Genomic DNA, 18,528 nt, shown 5'->3' with positions numbered 1-18,528 from the left:
ACCCTGCACCCACCAATTATCAGCGAAATCCCAGGTCAACCCCGGCCGCCACACCGATTAATTCAGCAGACTCCTAGCCACCGTCAGGCGCGGACCTCGATGGTGCGGGCGTTGACGATGCTGAAGGCCACCACGTCGGGCCGGTATCGGTCGTCGGAATACTCGAAGGCCACCCCGAACTGGTCGCGTGAGGTACGACGCTCACGCAGCAGGGGGCTGCCCCGCTCGATGTGCATGTTCTCGGCGTCGACCTCGTCCGCGGCGACGGCGTCGAGCACGTGCTCCATGGCGTCCCACTGGACTCCGCGGTCGGTCAGGTAGTCGGTGATGGAGCCGGAGTCGGTGTCGAATTCGAACAGCAGCGAACCCACCGCGTCGGTGAAACTGCTCCGTTCGATCATCGCCGGCTCGCCGTCGAGCAGACGCACACGCAGCACCTCGACGACGAAGTCGTCGGTGGTCAGGCTCAGCGCGGCGGCCGCGGTCTCGCTGGCGCGTCTACGCGAGATCTCCAGGGTCCGGCTCCCTGCGGTGCGGCCGTTGCGCTCGGCCCACTGGGTGAACGGCGTGAACGTGTCCAGCGTCTGGCGGACGTCGTGGCTCCGGACGGTGGCGGGCTTGCCCCGCGAAATACGGATCAGGCCTTCGTTTTTCAAGGTCGCGAGGGCCTGGCGGACGGGCCCTCGCGACACGTCGAACTCCGCGCACAGCGCGCTCTCGGCGGGCAGTGACTCACCGATCTGGTACTCGTGCCGCGTGATCCGCTGCCGCAACACCGCCGCGACATGCTCATGGCGCGACTGGGAGCCGACCATCGGTGTACCGCCTCTCGGTGTCTTGTCATGACAACTTAGCTGCATAGTATTGCCCGTCAGCGCACTACCGCTGTGGAGGAAACCGCTATGCAACTGCTTCTGATCCGTCATGCCCTGCCGCTGCGCAACGAGCCTGGTGAGGGCGCCGACCCCGACCTCTCCGAGGAGGGCATCGCGCAGGCCAACCGGCTGCCCGACGCGCTCAAGCGGTTCCCGATCACGCGGCTCATCAGCAGCCCGCAGAAGCGCGCCATCCAGACCGGCCAGCCGGTGGCGGCCGCGCTCGGGCTGAACATCGAGATCGACGACCGGCTCGCCGAATACGACCGCGACATGGCGCAGTACATCCCGATCGAGCAGATTGCCGCCGAGCACCCCGAGGAGATGGCCCGGCTCATGACCGGCCACCTGCCCAGCAGCGTCGACGAAGAGGCGTTTCTCGCCCGTATCACCGAGGCCGTCACCGACATCGCGAGCGAGGCCGAGGCCGAGGACACCGTCGTGATCTTCAGCCACGGCGGCGTGATCAACGGACTGCTGCACGACATCGTGCCGACCGAGCGCATCCTGTCGTTCCAGGTCGACTACACCGGCATCACCCGCCTGCTGGCCTCACGCAGCGGCCGGCTGGCGGTCGCCGGCGTCAACAGTGTCGAACACGTGTGGGATCTGCTGCCGCGAAATCAGCGGTGGTAGACAGATCGGGTGGGATCTCTCGACGGCCTTGATCTGACTGCCCTCGACGCGCATCTGCGCGAGATCGGGGTGCCCCGCAGCGGTGAGCTGCGCGCCGAACTGATCGCCGGGGGCCGGTCGAATCTGACGTTCCTGGTCTTCGACGACGCCGCCAAATGGGTGCTGCGCCGGCCGCCGCTGCACGGCCTGACGCCGTCGGCGCACGACATGGCCCGCGAGTACAAAGTCGTTGCGGCACTTGAGGGTACGACGGTGCCGGTGGCGCATCCGGTGACCATGCGCAATGACGACTCGGTACTCGGTGCGCCGTTCCAGATGGTCGAATTCGTGCCCGGCCGGGTCGTGCGCTACTCGGCGGAGCTCGACGCGCTGGGCGATCAGCAGACCATCGACGCTTGTGTCGACGCCTTGATCAAGGTGCTGGCCGACCTGCACGCCCTGGACCCGGAAGCCGTCGGACTCGGGGACTTCGGGAAGGCCAACGGGTACCTGGAACGGCAGGTGCGGCGGTGGGGTTCGCAGTGGGACCTGGTGCGGCTGCCGGATGATCCGCGCGACGCGGACGTGCGCCGGCTGCACGGCCTGCTGGCCGAGAAGCTGCCGCCGCAGAGTCGCAGCGCCATCGTCCACGGCGACTACCGCATCGACAACACCATGCTCGACGCCGTCGACCCGACCAAGGTGCGGGCGGTGCTGGACTGGGAGATGTCGACCCTGGGTGATCCGCTGTCGGACGCCGCGCTGATGTGCGTCTACCGGCACCCGATGTTCTCGATGGTGCACTCCGACGCGGCCTGGTCCTCGGACAAGATTCCGCCGATGGACCAGCTGGCCCAGAAGTACTCCGTCGCGGCCGGGCAGCCTCTCGATCACTGGGATTTTTACCTGGCGCTGGCCTACTTCAAGCTCGCGATCATCGCCGCCGGTATCGACTTCCGCGCCCGGATGGCCGCCGGCGGAGCCGGCCACGACGACCCCGTCGGCGAGGCCGTCGCCCCGCTCATCGCCGCCGGCCTCGCTGCCCTCACCTAGCGTCACCCTGGTCTGCCCCCTTAGCGCGAGCGGCCGTGTCTGTACGGCGACACGCGGCATTTCACGTGCAGTTTGGGGCCGCTCGGCAGCGACGAGTGTGCGCACAATGCACGGCTGCCACGGCGTGTCGACGTACAAACACGGTCGCTCGGCAGCGACGAGCGTGCGCAAATTGGCCGGCTGACCCGGCGTGTTGACGTACAAACACGGCCGCTCGCGGGGGATTGGACTACCCGCGGGGGGATTGAAACTGGAGCTAGAGCCCGGCCTTGAGGTTCTTCTTCGCGGCCAGTCGCAGTTGCAGGATTCGGGTGGTGGCGACGGCGAAGGTCAGGAGGCCGCCGGCGATGGCTGCGAGCAGGATGGTCACGCCGAGTTGCACCTGGTGCAGCTTCCAGCCGAGCAGCACGATGTCGACCGGGGTGTCGTTCTGGATGACGAACACCAGCAGCAGGATCAGGATCAGGAAACCGAGGACCAGCGCCGACCACAGTGCCGCGGTGCGGGTGAACTTCACCGCGGATTCGGGTGTCTTGGGTTTCTTGGCCGGGGCCGAGTCCGGCTTGGGGGACTTGGGTGCCGGAGGTTCGGCGGGCACAGCTGCCGGGCTGGACGTCGACTCCGATGGGTCTGGGGAAGTCGCGTGATCGCTACTCATACGCACCATCTTGACGGTTCTAGTGGCCGGATGCCGGGAACTGCGGCACCAATTTTCGAATGACGCTAGGGTCGGCCTGAGTGCACGACGCCGAAAGGACGTTCGGGTGGCGCGAATTCTGACCGCTCTGGCGGTACTGCTGGCTGCCCTGTTGACGGGCTGCGGCAGTGCCAATCCCCTCGGTGGGGGCAGCATCTCCGGCGATCTCAAGTCGATCGTGGTGGGGTCCGCCGACTTTCCCGAGTCGAAGATCATCGCCGAGATATATGCGCAGGCGTTGGCGGCCAACGGCTTTACCGTGGGCCGGCAGTTCGGCATCGGCAGCCGCGAGACGTACGTCCCTGCGGTGAAGGATCATTCGATCGATCTGATCCCCGAGTACACGGGCAACCTGCTGCAGTACTTCGACCCGAAGACCAAAGCCACCGCCGCCGACGATGTCGAATTGGCGCTCGCGCGAGTGCTTCCGGGTGATCTGTCGATCCTGACTCCCTCGCCGGCCGAAGACACCGACACCGTGGCCGTATCGGCCGAGACCGCGAAGAAGTGGAACCTCAAGACCATCGGTGATCTGGCCCAGCATTCGCCCCAGGTGAAATTCGGTGCGCCGTCGGAGTTTCTGCAGCGGACCGAGGGCCTGCCCGGTTTGAAAGCCAAGTACGGCCTCGATATCGCGCCGGCCAACTTCATCGCCATCAGCGACGGCGGGGGACCGGCCACCGTGCGGGCGCTGGTCGACGGAACCGTCACCGCGGCAGACATTTTCAGCACCTCGCCGGCCATCGTCCAGAACAACCTGGTCGTGCTCGAGGATCCGAAACACAACTTCCTGGCCGCCAACGTGGTGCCGCTGGTGGCGTCGCAGAAGAAGTCCGATCTGCTCAAGACGGTGCTCGACGGCGTCAGTGCGAAACTCACGACGAAAGCGCTCATCGAGATGAACACCGCGGTCTCCGGCAACAGCGGCGTCGACGCCGACCAGGCTGCGAAAAAGTGGGTCCAGGACAACGGATTCGACAAGCCGGTGAGCCGATGATCACGTTCGACAAGGTCACCAAGAGCTACGGCAGCGCCGTCGCTGTCGATGAACTGACCCTCGAGATCGCCGAGGGGACGCTGTCGGTGTTCGTCGGGCCGTCCGGGTGCGGCAAGACCACCTCAATGCGGATGATCAACCGGATGATCGACCCGACCTCCGGAACCCTGACCGTCGACGGTGCCAACGTCGCCACCGTCGACCCGGTGCGGCTGCGCCTCGGCATCGGGTACGTGCTGCAGAGCGCCGGGCTCATGCCACACCTCAAAGTGGTGGACAACGTCGCCACGGTGCCGGTCCTCAAAGGCGAATCACGGCGCAGTGCACGGAAAAAGGCGCTGGGCGTGTTGGAGCGGGTCGGACTCGACGTCAAGCTCGCCGACCGCTACCCGGCCCAGTTGTCGGGCGGGCAGCAGCAGCGCGTCGGGGTGGCCCGGGCGCTGGCCGCCGACCCACCCATCCTGTTGATGGACGAGCCGTTCAGCGCGGTGGACCCCGTCGTCCGCGAAGACCTGCAGGCCGAAATCCTGCGGTTGCAAAGCGATCTGCGCAAGACCATCGTCTTCGTCACCCACGACATCGACGAGGCCGTCAAACTCGGCGACCGCGTCGCGGTGTTCGGGCCCGGTGGCACCCTGCAGCAGTACGACGCACCGCAGCGGCTGCTGTCCAACCCGGCCAACGCATTCGTCGCGGGTTTCGTCGGTGCCGACCGTGGCTATCGCGGCCTGCAGTTCCGGGATGCCGACGGACTCAAGCTCCGCGACATCCGCACCGTCGCCGAACCGGCGGTCGACGCGCTCGATCTCACCGACGGCCAATGGGCCCTGGTGGTCAACGCCGACGGCACTCCGTACGCGTGGATCAACGCCAACGGCGTGGGTCTGCACCGGCACGGAAAGTCCTTGTACGACAGCACCATCGCCGGTGGCTCGCTGTTCCGGCCGGACGGCACGCTGCGGCTGGCGCTCGACTCGGCCCTGTCATCCCCGTCGGGTCTGGGTGTCGCGGTCGACGAGCGCGGCCAGGTGATCGGCGGTGTGAGCCTCGATGACGTGCTGGCAATCATCAAGAGCCGCAAGGGCAAGCAGTGCGATACCTGCTGAATCACCTGGAAGGCGCGTGGCTGCTCACGCAGATACACCTGCGGCTGGCGCTGCTGCCGCTGCTGATCGGCGTGCTGATCGCCGTGCCGCTGGGCGCCTATGTGCGGCAGCGGCCGCGGCTGCGCCGGTTCAGCACCATCACCGCCAGCATCGTCTTCACCATCCCGTCGCTGGCGCTGTTCGTGGTGCTGCCGTTGATCATCCCGACGCGGATTCTCGACGAGGCCAACGTCCTGGTCGCCCTGACGCTCTACACCGTCGCCCTGCTGATGCGGACGGTGCCCGAGGCGCTCGACGCGGTGCCCGCGGACACCCGGGAAGCGGCCACGGCCATGGGCTACCGGCCGCGTACCCGGTTCTTGAGAGTCGAACTGCCGCTGTCGATTCCGGTCCTCACGGCAGGCATGCGCGTGGTCGCCGTCACCAACATCTCGATGGTGTCGGTGGGCTCGGTGATCGGCATCGGCGGGCTGGGCACCTGGTTCACCGAGGGGTACCAGGCCGACAAGAGCGACCAGATCATCGCCGGCATCATCGCGATCTTCGTGCTGGCGGTGATAGTCGACCTCGTCATCCTGAGCGTCGGCCGCCTGGCCACCCCCTGGACCCGGGCGAAGGCGCCGGCATGAACTTCCTGCACCAGGCCCTCGCCTACATCTTCACCGCGGCCAACTGGACCGGCCCGGCGGGTCTGGGCATGCGGCTGCTGGAGCACCTGGAGTACACGGGTATCGCGGTGCTCTGCAGTGCGCTCGTCGCCATTCCGGTGGGCATGTACGTCGGGCACACCGGTCGCGGTACGGCCCTGGTGGTCGGCGGCGTCAACGCCTTGCGCGCCCTGCCCACCCTCGGCGTCCTGCTGCTCGGCGTCCTGCTGTGGGGACTGGGCCTGGTGCCGCCGACTGTCGCGCTGATGCTGCTGGGCATCCCGCCACTCCTGGCGGGGACGTATGCCGGGATCGCCAACGTCGATCCGGTGGTGGTCGACGCCGCCCGCGCCATGGGCATGACAGAGCGCCAGGTGCTGCTGCGCACCGAGGTGCCCAACGCCATGCCGCTCATCGTCGGCGGGCTGCGGACCGCGACGCTGCAAGTGGTGGCGACTGCGACCGTCGCCGCGTACGCCAGCCTGGGCGGGCTGGGCCGGTTCCTGATCGACGGCATCAAGGTGCGCCAGTTCTATCTCGCCCTCGTCGGCGCCCTGCTGGTGGCAGCTCTCGCGCTGGCGCTCGATGCCGCCTTGGCGTTGGCTGTGCGGGTCTCGCGGCCGGGTCCGGCCGGAGTTGCAATCGTGACTGCGAAGCCGGGCCTTCGTCGCCTACGGTAGACGGGTGAGCGCACCGCAGTCCGATGCCAGCCCCGAAGCTGCAGAACCCGCCTGGCCGGCGATCCTGACCTGGCGCGCGCAGGACGTGTCGCGCATGGAGTCGGTTCGGGTCCAGTTGTCCGGCAACCGAATCAAGGCCTACGGCCGCATCGTGGCGGCGGCCACAGACATACATCCGGCGTTCAGCGCGTCCTATGACCTGGTGACCGACGAGAGCGGCGCGACCAAACGGCTGTCGCTCACCGTCACCCTCGCGCAGCGCGAGCGGCAGCTGTCCATCGCGCGTGACGAAGAGAACATGTGGCTGGTGCAGGACCACCAGAACCAGGCCCGGCGGGCGGCCTACAACGGCGCCCTGGACGTCGACGTGGTCTTCAGCCCGTTCTTCAACGCGCTGCCCATCCGGCGTACCGGCCTGCACAACCGCACGGCGTCGGTGTCGCTGCCTGTCGTCTACGTCCGGGTGCCGGATCTGACGGTCGAATCCGTCACCATCGGCTACAGCAGCGACGGGCCGGGCAAGCCCATCAAGCTGGACTCACCGGTCGCCGACACCGCGATCACCGTCGACGACGACGGCTTCATCCTCGACTACCCCGGACTGGCAGAGCGGATCTGATCACCCCGCCCGCGCGGCCCTGGGCGGCCAGCTCTTCGCGCCAGCCCTCGGCCCCGATGGTCGTCGCGAGAATCTGTGGGCGGCTGAAGTTGTCGTAGCGGACCCGCGCGGCATGGCCGCCCTCCACCAGCTCGGCCACCGATTGCGCCTCCACCAGCGACGAGCGGGCCTGGCTCAGCAGTTCCATGGCCCGGTCGAGCATCACCGTCAGCTCCGTCGCGTTGGCCTCGCACATCGCCCGGACCAGGTCGGGCGCGGTGGCGGCGACCCGGGTGCCGTCCCGGAACGACCCCGCCGCCAGCGCGAATGCCAGCGGCACCTCGCCGGCGGTCGCGGCCAGGGCCTCGGCCAGCAGGTGCGGCAGATGCGAGATCGCGGCCGCCGCGGCGTCGTGTTCGTCGGAGCGGGCGGGCACGATCACCGCGCGGCAGTCCAGCGCCAGATGCATCACCTGGGCCCACACCTGCGGGTCGACGTGGTCGTCCACGCTCACCACCCATGGTGCCCCGGCGAACAGATCGCGGGTGCCCGCCGCCCAGCCGGAATGCGCGGTGCCGGCCATCGGGTGTCCGCCGACGAAGCGGTCGAGCAGGCCGTACTCCTGAACCTGTTGCAGCACATTGCCTTTGACGCTCACCACGTCGGTGAGCGGGCAATCCGGGGCAGTGTCGCGGATGCGCTCGAGCATGATCGGCAGCGCGGGGACCGGCACCGCCAGGACGATGAGCGCATCGCTCGCCGCAGCGCGCTTCAGCGCCGCGCCGAGGTCCTCGGTCGCGTCGAAGCCGTCGGCCGTCGCCGCCCGGACCGCGTCGATCGAGCGGTTGTATCCGAACACCTCGCGGCCCGCGGCCTGCCCGGCCCTCATCAGCGAACCGCCGATGAGTCCCATACCGAGCACACACACCGGAGTTGTCACCTTCCAAGGTTTGCACACGGCCACGGTGGGGTACATACGGGACCGCTGGTCAAGTGGCAGAGTGCGGACTAGCGTTATCCGCATGGGAGTACAGCGCGCGCAGGCACAGCAGCAGGTTGCCGATCTCCCCGACGGTTTCGGGGTCGCGGTCGTCCGGGAGGACGGCGCATGGCGTTGCGTCCCGCTGAAGCGTGCGGCGCTGGTGGACCTGGCCGCCGCCGAGACCGAACTTCGTGAACTGCGTTCCGCCGGGGCGGTTTTCGGCCTCCTGAACGTCGACGACGAGTTCTTCGTCATCGTCCGTCCCGCGCCCTCCGGGGCCCGGCTGTTGCTGTCGGATGCCACCGCGGCGCTGGACTATGACATCGCGGCCGACGTGCTGGAGAAGCTCGACGCCGACCTGAGCCTGGAAGAACTCGAGGAAGACGACCCCTTCGAGGAAGGTGATCTCGGGCTGCTGTCCGACCTGGGCCTGCCCGAGGCGGTGCTCGGCGTGATCCTCGCCGACGACGAGTACGCCGACGAACAACTCAGCCGCATCGCCCAGGAAATGGGCTTCAACGATGAACTCGTGGCGGTATTGGACAAGCTGGGGCGGTGAGCTCCACTGATGAACGGCTGATTCGCGCTGCCCTGGAGGCCGCCGAACTCGCCGGTGCCGACGACGTGCCGATCGGAGCGGTGGTCTTTTCGGCCGACGGGGTGGAGCTGGCTCGGGCCGCCAATGCCCGCGAATCCCTGGGTGACCCGACCGCGCACGCGGAAATCCTGGCGCTGCGCGCGGCTGCCGCGGTGCACGGCGACGGCTGGCGGCTGGAAGGTGCGACGCTGGCCGTCACCGTCGAGCCGTGCACCATGTGCGCCGGCGCGCTGGTGATGTCCCGGGTGGCCCGCGTGGTGTTCGGGGCGTGGGAACCCAAGACCGGCGCCGTCGGCTCGCTGTGGGACGTGGTCCGCGACCGCCGGCTGACGCACCGGCCCGAGGTACGCGGCGGGGTCCTGGAGGCCGAGTGCGCGGCGCTCATGGAGGGGTTCTTCGCCCGGCAGCGCTGATTCCCTTGCTGTCGCATGAGCGAGTTCCGGCTGAAAGTGCGTGAGTTCAGTCGAATGGGCGATCAACCTGTTGCGACTGAAACCAGGGACCTGTCGCAGCGGGAAAAGGTACCTGGTTTCAGTCAAAGCGGTTTCGAGCGTCCAGTGAATGAAGCTACGGACTTTCTGGCCCGAGGCCCGTGCGAGTAGTCCCAAAGACGCCCAACTAGAGCTAAGGTCACGGACGCAAGCCTCGTTTCGGCGTCACGCGACCAGCGATTAGGGACTGGGGCCCGGGTTCGGTAAGCTGCCACACGGTGGCGTGTCCGAGCGGCCTAAGGAGCACGCCTCGAAAGCGTGTGTGGGGTAACCCCCCACCGAGGGTTCAAATCCCTCCGCCACCGCCATAGAGCCCCTCACCTGTCACCGCAGGTGAGGGGCTTTTTTGCGACCAGCAAGAGCCCGCCCGCTGAGATCCCGGAAACACAAAGGCCAGGCACCCATCTCGGGTGCCTGGCCTATGTGATCAGGAACTAGCGGCCGAAGGTGAAGGCCGAGCCGCCGTTGAAGTTGGAGCCGCCGACCGGGGTCGCGACGCCGGCGCCGGAGTTGGTGCCGGCCTGAACGCCGTCGGGGCCGATCTCGCCGGAGGTGCCGGTGTTGAAGCCGCTGCCGCCGACCGGGGTGTTGACGGCCGCGCCGCCGCCGGTACCGCCACCGAACGTCGGGATGAAGTCGGCCGGGGCGGGCGCGGCGAACTCGTTGGCGGCGCCGGCGTTGAAGCCGCTGCCACCGAACGGCGTGTTCACACCCGCGCCGCCGCCGGCGTTGGCGCCGCCACCGAAGTTCGGGATGAAGTCAGCCGGGTTGGGCACGTTGAAGTCGGTGGACGCACCGGTGTTGAAGTTGCTGCCACCCAGCGGGGTGTTGATCGCCGCGCCGGTGTTGGTGTCGAAGCCCGCACCACCGAAGCCGGCGTCGGTGCCCGTGGCGGTGTTGAACTCGCCACCGCCGAGCGGGGTGTCCACACCGGCGCCGCCGCCCGCGTTGCTGGAGGCATCGAAGGGGTGCCAGAAGGGGTTCTCCACGCCGAAGCCGGCGCCGCCACCGGCGTTGCCGTTGCCGATCGGGGTAGCGACCGCGGCGCCGGTTTCACCGGAAACCTCGTCGTCGGCCCAAGCCGGGGCCGCGACGGCGAGCGGGACCAGCGCCAGGGCCGATGCCGCAGCAAATCCGATCAAACGTCCTGAGTTGCGCATTAGTGATACTCCAATCATGGTTCTCTCGCGTGTGGCCAGGTGAACCTACTGGGTCGTACTCGGTTCCTCCGACCACTACCCTGGTATCGCCGGCTACGGCGCGTCCGTTACAGCAGTGAACCAGCTGGTTAACACGCCTTGGTTTGCTGGCAGTCTCGATTCGATCACTCGTGCTGCGAATATGCTGGCAGTTGGTGCTGGCGCCGGTCTTGCTGGCGGGCGGCCCGCTAGTCGTCGAGCAAAACCGCGGCTTCATACCAGTGGCACAGCAGCAAGGCCATCTCGACGTCCAGCCGGTCGTCGCCGAGCGGCCGTCCCCGCCGCTCCAGCGCCCGCCCGACGCGGTACTTGACGGTGTTGAAATGCACCACCAACTCGTCGGCCGCGGCTGTATAGCTACCGCCGTGTCGCAGGAACACCTGCAAGGTCTCCCGCAGCCGGGCGTCATTGGCACCGGTCCCAGCCAGTGGCCCGAGGACCGTGTGGACGAACTCCCGTGCGTCATCCTGGTTCTCGCCCAGGAGCGCGGCCGCGGCGAAGCCCGGGTCATCGGCCGCGGTGACACCCGTCAGGTCGGCCGTCACCGCGACACTGTGCGCGCGCAGGGCCTGCCGGTGCGACCGGCGGAAGCCGTCGACGCCCGGCAGCGGGGTGCCGACGGCGACGGCAGGGGCGCTCGGCTGGGAGTCGGTGAACTGTCGCAGCTGTGCGGACGCGCCGTCCGCGGTGGCGCCCGACAACGGCAGCCAGCCCCAGCCGGTCCGCTGATCGGCGGCAAGGAACAGCGGACTGCCCTGGGTGCCGACATGATCGGCGGCCGCGCGCAGGAACTGTTCGAGTCGGGCCAGCGCGTCGTCGTGCCCGGTGACCTGGCCACTACCCGCGGGCCACCACAGCACCACGGCCAGATGATGGCGACGCATCGGATAGCGGATCGCGGCCGTGACGGCTTCGGGGTCGGAGTCGTTGCCCGACAACACTTCCCGCACCCGCAGCGCCTGTGTGCTGTTGCGGTTGGCGAGCCAGCGGTCGCGCTCGTCCTCGTAGACCGTGACGACCTGCTGTGAAATCCAGTCGATGTAGCGGAACGTCACCGACGTCATGCGCTCGTAGATGGCCAGGCAGGTCTGGGGCGCGAACCCGGCGCGGTTGATCTCCTCGGCCGCGACGTCGAGCACCAGCGCGTGGCCGATCCGGTAGGCGCGCGTGAGGGCGTTCATCGGTACGCCGCGCTGCGCGAGTCGGCGCGCGTACTCGAGGGCCGCGGTGGGCGCTTCGATGTTCTCCAGAGATATGTCGTAGCGCAGCGCGTGGAAGATGGTCTCGACGTTGCCGCCGACGCTGGCGCGGAGCAGTTCGATGATCTCGGGGTCGCCGCGCAGTTCGGTGATATCGCTGGCCAGACGGTGCCCGACGGAGCGCGCGACCTCGGCCTGGCGCGCGATGAGGCGGGTCATGATCGTGGTGTTGGCCTCGCTGACCGCCGGATCCATGTGCCGACTGTAGAGCCAGAGTTTGTGTCGAGCGTACAAATCGGCCGACAAAGTTGATCGGCGCACGACGGAGTGGTGCGCACCACAAACTCCTATTTTTATGACATGAACCTCGCCACCCTGCCCGACCGTCGCGCTGCCGCGGCGCCCCACGCACCGGCCGTCGCGGACGACCAGACCGACCTCGACAATGGCGCATTTCTCGATGCCGTTCAGCGCGCCGCCGGGGCGCTGCATCAGCGCGGTGTGCGCGCCGGCGATGTCGTCGGCATCATGCTCCCGAACCGCGCGGCCTTCGTTGTCGCGCTGTTCGCCACCTGGCGGCTCGGCGCCGTCGCGACGCCCATCAGCCCGACCCTGGTGCCTGCCGAAGTCGCCTATCAGGTGACCGACGCCGGCGCGGTCGTGCTCGTCGTCGACCGTGACGTCGACTCCGACGTCACAGTGCTGCACGTCGACGACATGGGTGGCGAGCCCCGCACCGCCGATCCCGTGGCCGGCAACGACGATGACCTGGCCCTGCTGATCTACACCAGCGGCACGACCGGACGGCCCAAGGGCGTCATGCTCGACAACGCCAACCTGAATGCCATGTGCGCCATGGTGATCGAGGGCTTCGAGCTGACCGACGCCGACCACAGCCTGCTCATCCTGCCTCTGTTCCACGTGAACGGCATCGTTGTCAGCGTGCTGTCGCCGCTGCTCGCGGGTGGCCGCACCACCATCGCCGGCCGGTTCAACCCGGAGACCTTCTTCGCCCGACTGGAATCCAGCCGCGCCACCTACTTCTCCGCGGTGCCAACCATTTACACCATGCTGCTGGGTCTGCCGCCCGAGGTGCAGCCCGACACCTCCGCGGTGCGGTTCGCCGTGTGTGGCGCCGCGCCGGCCAGCATCGAACTGCTGGAGGGTTTCGAAAAGCGTTACGGCATCCCACTGGTCGAGGGCTACGGACTGTCCGAGGGATCGTGCGCCAGCACCGGCAACCCGCTGAACGGGCCCCGCAAGGTCGGCACCGTCGGAATTCCGTTGCCGGGTCAGGAGATTCGCATCGTCGACCTCGCCGGCGCCGAAGTGCCCCAGGGGGAACTCGGCGAGGTGGTGATCAAGGGACCCAACGTGATGCGCGGCTACCTGAACCGTCCCGAGGAGACCGAGAAGACCCTCAAGGATGGCTGGCTGCACACCGGCGACGTCGGCCGGTTCGACGAGGACGGGTACTTGGTCCTGGTCGACAGGGCCAAGGACATGATCATCCGCGGCGGCGAGAACATCTACCCCAAAGAGATCGAGACCGTCGTGCACCAGGTCGCCGGCGTCGCCGAGGCCGCGGTGGTCGGACGCGCAAGCGGGCTCTACGGCGAAGAGCCCGTGCTGTTCGTCTCCGCGCATCCGGGGGCCGAACTCGACGTCGACAACATCACCGCGCACCTGCAGGCATCACTGTCGAAATACAAACTGCCCGTTGATATCACGGTCCTGGAGACGTTGCCGAAGAACCCCGTCGGCAAGATCGACAAGCCGTCCCTGCGCAAAACCCTCACCGACGCCGATCCGCGAATCTAGCCTGATACCAGCAAAGGAGCTCACCTCATGGGATTCATCGAACCGACCTTGCCCAAGGTCGACCTGGAAGAGTTTCTCCGCATGCCGCTGCAGGAGCGGCTCCGCATCATGTGCCTCAAGTGGGTGGACGAAGGGTACGGCGCACCGCGCATGATCCACGTCCTCTACATCGTCAAACTCACGGTCTTCTACGCCATCGGTGGAGTCACGATCGCGACCGCGACATCACACCTGCCGGCGTTCTGGCACGTCTCGCAGTGGTGGGACCAGCCGATCGTGTACCAGAAGGTGATCCTGTGGACGGTCCTGCTGGAACTCGTCGGATTCGCCGGCTCCTGGGGACCGTTGGCCGGCAAGACCAAGCCGATGACGGGCGGGTTCCGATTCTGGGCCAAGCCCAACACCATTCGGCTGCGGCCGTGGAAGGCGGTGCCGTTCACGAATGGCGACCGGCGAACCTGGTTCGACATCGTCGTGTACCTCGCCCTGATGGCCACCGTGCTCATCGCCTTGGTGCTGCCCGGCGTGCCCAGTGAATCGCTGTCGAAAGCGTTGCCCGACAACACCTCCGGACTGGTCAACCCGGCGCTGTTCATTGCACCGATCATCTTGTTCGTGCTGATCGGCCTGCGGGACAAGACGATCTTCCTCGCCGGCCGTGGCGAGCAGTATCTGCCGGCGCTGATCTTCTTCGCCACGCTGCCGTTCGTCAACATGATCATCGCCGGCAAGCTGCTGATCGGCACCGTCTGGATCTGGGCCGGGGTCTCGAAATTCGGCCTGCACTTCACCAACGTCATTCCGCCGATGGTGAGCAACAGCCCCGCCATCCCGTTCAAGTGGCTCAAGCGGGCCCACTACCGCAACTTCCCCGAGGACCTGCGGCCGTCGCACCTGGCCACCTTCATGGCGCACGGGCCGGGCAGCATCGTGGAAATCGCTGCACCGCTGGCACTTCTGTTCTCGCCGTGGCCGTGGGTGTCCATCGCGGCCGCCGCCATCATGGTCAGCTTCCACCTGTTCATCATCTCGACGTTCCCGCTGGCGGTACCGGTGGAATGGAACGTGCTGTTCGCGTACGCCACCATCTTCCTGTTCCTGGGCTTCCCCAACGCGGACGGCTACGCGGTGTGGGACATGAACCCGGGCTGGCTGGCCATCGTGCTCGCCGCGGCGCTGTCGTTCTTCCCGATCCTGGGTAACCTGCGCCCCGACCTCGTGTCGTTCCTGCCGGCCATGCGCCAGTACGCCGGCAACTGGGCGTCGGCGGTGTGGACCTTCACACCCGGTGCCGAGCAGAAGCTCAACCGCGTCACCCGGTCGTCGCCCAACTCGGCCGACCAGTACGTCGCCTTCGGATGGGACCCGCTGACCGCCGAAGTGTTCACGCAGCAGGTGACGGCGTGGCGGGCCATGCACAGCCAGGGCCGCGGTTTGTACTCGGTGCTGCTGAAATGCCTGCCCGACATCGACACCCGCACCGTGCGTGAAGGCGAGATGTCCTGCAACACCATCATCGGCTTCAATTTCGGTGACGGGCACCTGCACAATGAAGACCTGATCCGGGCCATCCAGTCAGAGGCGCAGTTCGAGCCGGGCGAGTTCGTCATCGCCTGGGTGGAGTCGCAGCCTATCCACAAGATGACGCAGGAGTACAAGGTGATCGACGCGGCACTGGGCGTCATCGAGCGTGGCACGTGGAATGTGAAGGATCTGGTCGACGAGCAGCCGTGGCTGCCCAACGGCCCGATCCCGCTCAACGTCACGTGGCAGCGGGCGGGAGTCCTGCACTGATGAGGGGCCAGCGAGTAGCGAAGGCGGATCGCGCATGAGTAATGCGGTTGTGGTCGGCGCCGGGCCCAACGGGCTCGCCGCCGCCATCACCTTGGCCGCCAAGGGAATCGACGTCACGGTGCTGGAGGCCGCCGACCGCATCGGCGGTGGCGTCCGCTCCAGCGAGTACGTCCTACCGGGCCTGGTGTTCGACGACTGTGCCGCCATCCACGTGATGCCGGCCGGCTCCAGGTTCATCAAAGACCTCGGCCTGGATCGCCATGGCCTGCAGTGGAAGTGGACCGACATCGACTGCGTCCACCCGCTCGACGACGGCTCCGCCGGCGCCCTCTACCGTTCGGTCGAGACCACGGCGGCCGGGCTCGGGGCCGACGGACCGCGGTGGAAAATGCTGTTCGGTGGACCGTCGCGCCGGTTCGATGCCCTGTCCGAGGACATCATGGGTCCGCTGCTGCGGGTGCCGCGACATCCGTTGGGGCTCGCCAGGTTTGGGGCGCCGACGGTGCTGCCTGCGGCAGCGCTGGCCCGGGTCTTCCGCACGCCGCAGGCGCGTGCCCTGTTCGGAGGCGTTGCCGCACATACCTTTCAGCCGCTGCACCACCCGCTCACCTCGGCGATCGGGCTGGGCATCATCACCGCCGGGCACGCCAACGGCTGGCCGGTGGCCGCCGGGGGATCACAGGCGATCACCAACGCCCTCGAGGCGGTGCTGACCGAGTTGGGCGGCAAGATCGAGACGGGCGTGCGGATCACCGCTGCATCCCAGTTGCCGCCCGCCGACATCACCGTCTTCGACCTGTCGCCGACTGCCATTGCCGGGATCCTCGGAGACCGGCTGCCGGCGCGCGTGCGTCGCGCCTTCGATCGGTTCCGTTACGGCCCAGGCGCTTTCAAGGTCGACTTCGCGGTGGAGGGCGACGTGCCGTGGACCAGCGCGGCGGCCCGCCGGGCCGGCACCGTGCACCTGGGCGGTGATTTCGCCGAGATCGCCATGACCGAGCGGGACATCCACGCGGGCCGGATGCCGCACCGTCCCTTCGTCTTGGCGTTCCAGCAGTACCTGGCCGACCCGGAGCGCTCAGTCGGCACCGTCAATCCGGTGTCGGCGTATGCGCATGTGCCCAATGGCTACAGCGGCGACGCCACCGAGCCGATCATCGCGCAGATCGAGCGGTTCGCCCCCGGATTCCGCGATCGCATCGTCGGACAGGCCGTGCGGTCCACCACCGAGATGTCGGTCTACAACACCAATTACGTGGGTGGCGACATCAACACCGGCGCCAAGGACATCCGGCAGCTGGCCTTCGGGCCGCGAACCACGCTGTCGCCATACACCATCGGTGTCCCGGGCATGTACATCTGCTCGGCGGCCACGCCACCGGGGCCGGGCGGGCACGGCATGTGCGGGGCCAATGCCGCGGCCGTCGCCTTGGCGCGGTTGGGGCGCTAGCTATACGTTCACCGCGACGGTGTGCATCTCCCAGACGAGCACTTCGGCGCCTTCGTCGGCCGCGGTGATGCGTTGTCCGCCGGTCGCGGTGAGTCGCACGGCGTCACCGCTATACAGCGGACCGGAGCCTTCGAATTCGGCCTGCCCGCGGGTGACGAAGACGTGGCCGTACGGTGCGTCCGGCACCTGCACCGCGTGACCGGCATCCAACCGTGCGACGTGCAGCGCGGCATAGCTGTTGCCGAAGGTGATGGCGGCGTCGTCCCGGTACTTGCGCATGCCGGAAGCCATGGGAATCAACGTATTTCCGGCGAGTGCTGTGGAGATGTCGGCTTCCTGATAGCTGGGAGCGCCGCCGAGTTCCTCGGGCGGAATCCACATCTGGACGACCCGCAGCCGCTGACGTTCCTGCCGCCCGGCGCCGTTGCGCTCCGAATGCCGCAGGCCGGTGCCCGCGCTCATCCGCTGGGCCAGGCCCGGATAGATGGTGCTCTCGTTACCCAACGAATCCTTGTGTACCAGTGAGCCTTCGAGTACCCAGGTGATGATCTCCATATCCCGGTGGTCGTGCGCGTCGAAGCTCTCACCGGGGTCGACGGTGTCCTCGTTGTTGATCATCAGCAGGCCGTGCGCGTTGGCCGCCAGATCGAAGTTGCCGGTCGCCGGGAACGACTGCCACGATTCCAGCCACTCGTTGCGCCAGTGCCAGCGTTCGTCAGCGCGGATGACGCGAATTGCCGAAGTCACCGCTCAATTCTGGCAGGCGGGGTCGGATGCGAGGTGCACCATGGACGCATGAGCCGCCGGCTGCTGTGGGCACTGAGTGCCGTCATGCTCGTCTTCGCGCTGCCGGCGCTCGCCGGCTGCGGCACGCGCCCGGCCTCCGGTGCCCCGACAAACGCGTCGAGTCAGTCGGTGCAGTCCGGTGGCCTGACCCGCACCTTCCACCTCTACCGGCCCGACGGGCTCAGCGGCCCGGCGCCGCTGGTCGTCATGCTGCACGGCGGGTACGGCGACGGGGCGCAGGCCGAGCGCGCCTACAACTGGGACGCCGAGGCCGACGCCGGCCGGTTCGTCGTCGCCTATCCCGACGGCATGGATCGCGCCTGGAACGCCGGGACCTGTTGCGGGATACCGAAGAACCGCGACATCGACGACGTCGGGTTCATCACCGCCATGGTCGGTGCGATCGAAGCGCAGCTGCCCATCGATCCGGCCCGGGTCTACGTCGCCGGGATGTCCAACGGCGCGATGATGGCGCTGCGCCTCGCGTGCCAGACGGACCTGTTCGCCGCGGTCGCCCCCGTCGCCGGGACGCTGTTGACCGACTGTTCGCACGCCGCACCGACCTCGGTGCTGCAGATCCACGGGACCGCCGACGACCGCGTCCCGTTCGACGGCGGGCCGGGCAAGGCCCGGACGCTCACCGGTGCGCCCAACGTCGACGGGCCGTCGGTGCCCGCGGTAAACGCGACGTGGCGGGGCATCGACGCGTGCGCAGCCCCGGTGACATCGGCTGCCGGCGCCGTGACGACACAGACCGCCGACTGCTCCGGCGGCCGCACCGTCGAACTCATCAGCATCGCCGGCGCCGGCCATCAGTGGCCCGGCGGCATCCCGAGCCCGCTGGCGCAACGGCTCGGTGACCTGCCGCCCCCGTCGACCGCCCTGAATGCGACCGACACCATCTGGCAGTTCTTCGACGCGCATCATCGCTGAAAACCAC

General features: G+C 67.8%; 19 protein-coding genes and 1 tRNA gene. 14 read left to right on the top strand and 6 right to left on the bottom strand.

The genetic code is table 11. The features are described from left to right. Positions 1–83: 83 nt before the first annotated feature. A complete protein-coding gene (locus ACJH7A_RS21675) occupies positions 84–815 on the bottom strand; it encodes a GntR family transcriptional regulator (RefSeq protein WP_318983939.1) in 732 nt (243 codons plus the stop codon). A gap of 87 nt (positions 816–902) precedes the next feature. On the opposite strand from ACJH7A_RS21675, the gene ACJH7A_RS21670 reads away from it, so the two are divergent. Further along, positions 903–1,511: a histidine phosphatase family protein gene (locus ACJH7A_RS21670; RefSeq protein ID WP_064857768.1), complete on the top strand. Its 609-nt coding sequence runs from the start codon at positions 903–905 to the stop codon at positions 1,509–1,511. Between the two features lie 9 nt (positions 1,512–1,520). Next, a complete protein-coding gene (locus ACJH7A_RS21665) occupies positions 1,521–2,543 on the top strand; it encodes a phosphotransferase family protein (protein WP_406802680.1) in 1,023 nt (340 codons plus the stop codon). A gap of 256 nt (positions 2,544–2,799) precedes the next feature. On the opposite strand, the gene ACJH7A_RS21660 is transcribed toward ACJH7A_RS21665, so the two are convergent. Next, positions 2,800–3,201, bottom strand: coding sequence for a lipopolysaccharide assembly protein LapA domain-containing protein (locus tag ACJH7A_RS21660; RefSeq protein WP_135357489.1), 402 nt, complete (start codon positions 3,199–3,201; stop codon positions 2,800–2,802). A gap of 106 nt (positions 3,202–3,307) precedes the next feature. Between ACJH7A_RS21660 and ACJH7A_RS21655 the strand changes: the two genes are divergently transcribed. The 5 genes from ACJH7A_RS21655 to ACJH7A_RS21635 are packed head-to-tail and all read left to right on the top strand — an operon-like array spanning position 3,308 to position 7,289. Further along, positions 3,308–4,237, top strand: coding sequence for an ABC transporter substrate-binding protein (locus ACJH7A_RS21655; protein WP_406802679.1), 930 nt, complete (start codon positions 3,308–3,310; stop codon positions 4,235–4,237). Then, positions 4,234–5,343 (top strand): ABC transporter ATP-binding protein, encoded by a 1,110-nt coding sequence (locus tag ACJH7A_RS21650; protein WP_138251047.1) that lies wholly within the window; start codon positions 4,234–4,236, stop codon positions 5,341–5,343. The genes ACJH7A_RS21655 and ACJH7A_RS21650 overlap by 4 nt, the downstream gene beginning before the upstream one ends. Further along, a complete protein-coding gene (locus ACJH7A_RS21645; RefSeq protein ID WP_061004978.1) occupies positions 5,328–5,972 on the top strand; it encodes an ABC transporter permease in 645 nt (214 codons plus the stop codon). The genes ACJH7A_RS21650 and ACJH7A_RS21645 overlap by 16 nt, the downstream gene beginning before the upstream one ends. Continuing rightward, positions 5,969–6,670: an ABC transporter permease gene (locus tag ACJH7A_RS21640; RefSeq protein ID WP_406802678.1), complete on the top strand. Its 702-nt coding sequence runs from the start codon at positions 5,969–5,971 to the stop codon at positions 6,668–6,670. The genes ACJH7A_RS21645 and ACJH7A_RS21640 overlap by 4 nt, the downstream gene beginning before the upstream one ends. Positions 6,671–6,674: 4 nt before the next feature. Next, complete coding sequence (locus ACJH7A_RS21635; RefSeq protein ID WP_061004974.1) at positions 6,675–7,289, top strand: putative glycolipid-binding domain-containing protein; 615 nt, start codon at positions 6,675–6,677, stop codon at positions 7,287–7,289. Here ACJH7A_RS21635 and ACJH7A_RS21630 read toward each other — a convergent pair. Continuing rightward, complete coding sequence (locus ACJH7A_RS21630) at positions 7,252–8,196, bottom strand: prephenate dehydrogenase (RefSeq protein WP_406802681.1); 945 nt, start codon at positions 8,194–8,196, stop codon at positions 7,252–7,254. The two genes, ACJH7A_RS21635 and ACJH7A_RS21630, sit on opposite strands and share 38 nt — an antisense overlap. Before the next feature lie 94 nt (positions 8,197–8,290). Here ACJH7A_RS21630 and ACJH7A_RS21625 point away from each other — a divergent pair, with 94 nt between their 5' ends. The 3 genes from ACJH7A_RS21625 to ACJH7A_RS21615 all read left to right on the top strand — a co-directional run bounded on the left by ACJH7A_RS21625 (position 8,291) and on the right by ACJH7A_RS21615 (position 9,647). After that, complete coding sequence (locus ACJH7A_RS21625) at positions 8,291–8,809, top strand: tRNA adenosine deaminase-associated protein (protein WP_318983932.1); 519 nt, start codon at positions 8,291–8,293, stop codon at positions 8,807–8,809. Further along, positions 8,806–9,261, top strand: coding sequence for a nucleoside deaminase (locus ACJH7A_RS21620; protein WP_406802677.1), 456 nt, complete (start codon positions 8,806–8,808; stop codon positions 9,259–9,261). Before ACJH7A_RS21625 ends, ACJH7A_RS21620 begins: the two co-directional genes overlap by 4 nt. A gap of 295 nt (positions 9,262–9,556) precedes the next feature. After that, positions 9,557–9,647 (top strand) — tRNA-Ser (locus ACJH7A_RS21615). A 126-nt stretch (positions 9,648–9,773) separates the two neighbouring features. Here ACJH7A_RS21615 and ACJH7A_RS21610 read toward each other — a convergent pair. Further along, complete coding sequence (locus ACJH7A_RS21610) at positions 9,774–10,499, bottom strand: hypothetical protein (RefSeq protein WP_406802676.1); 726 nt, start codon at positions 10,497–10,499, stop codon at positions 9,774–9,776. A gap of 227 nt (positions 10,500–10,726) precedes the next feature. Next, positions 10,727–11,992 (bottom strand): helix-turn-helix domain-containing protein, encoded by a 1,266-nt coding sequence (locus ACJH7A_RS21605; protein WP_318983930.1) that lies wholly within the window; start codon positions 11,990–11,992, stop codon positions 10,727–10,729. A 105-nt stretch (positions 11,993–12,097) separates the two neighbouring features. Here ACJH7A_RS21605 and ACJH7A_RS21600 point away from each other — a divergent pair, with 105 nt between their 5' ends. The 3 genes from ACJH7A_RS21600 to ACJH7A_RS21590 are packed head-to-tail and all read left to right on the top strand — an operon-like array spanning position 12,098 to position 16,802. Further along, positions 12,098–13,558, top strand: a complete 1,461-nt coding sequence (locus ACJH7A_RS21600) for a class I adenylate-forming enzyme family protein (RefSeq protein ID WP_406802675.1) — start codon at positions 12,098–12,100, stop codon at positions 13,556–13,558. Positions 13,559–13,585: 27 nt separating this feature from the next. Beyond that, positions 13,586–15,352, top strand: a complete 1,767-nt coding sequence (locus tag ACJH7A_RS21595) for a DUF3556 domain-containing protein (protein ID WP_406802674.1) — start codon at positions 13,586–13,588, stop codon at positions 15,350–15,352. 34 nt (positions 15,353–15,386) lie between these two features. Further along, positions 15,387–16,802 (top strand): phytoene desaturase family protein, encoded by a 1,416-nt coding sequence (locus ACJH7A_RS21590; protein ID WP_406802673.1) that lies wholly within the window; start codon positions 15,387–15,389, stop codon positions 16,800–16,802. Here ACJH7A_RS21590 and ACJH7A_RS21585 read toward each other — a convergent pair whose 3' ends face one another. Beyond that, positions 16,803–17,549: a pirin family protein gene (locus ACJH7A_RS21585; protein WP_406802672.1), complete on the bottom strand. Its 747-nt coding sequence runs from the start codon at positions 17,547–17,549 to the stop codon at positions 16,803–16,805. A gap of 48 nt (positions 17,550–17,597) precedes the next feature. Between ACJH7A_RS21585 and ACJH7A_RS21580 the strand changes: the two genes are divergently transcribed. After that, on the top strand, positions 17,598–18,521 hold the full coding sequence (locus tag ACJH7A_RS21580) for an alpha/beta hydrolase family esterase (protein WP_406802671.1): 924 nt from the start codon (positions 17,598–17,600) through the stop codon (positions 18,519–18,521). Positions 18,522–18,528 lie beyond the last annotated feature (7 nt).

The sequence above is a fragment of the Mycobacterium sp. SMC-17 genome (genome assembly GCF_045310915.1).
Classification (GTDB): domain Bacteria; phylum Actinomycetota; class Actinomycetes; order Mycobacteriales; family Mycobacteriaceae; genus Mycobacterium.
Note: the sequence above shows the minus strand (reverse complement) of the source record. Positions and strands in the feature narration are given on the sequence as shown.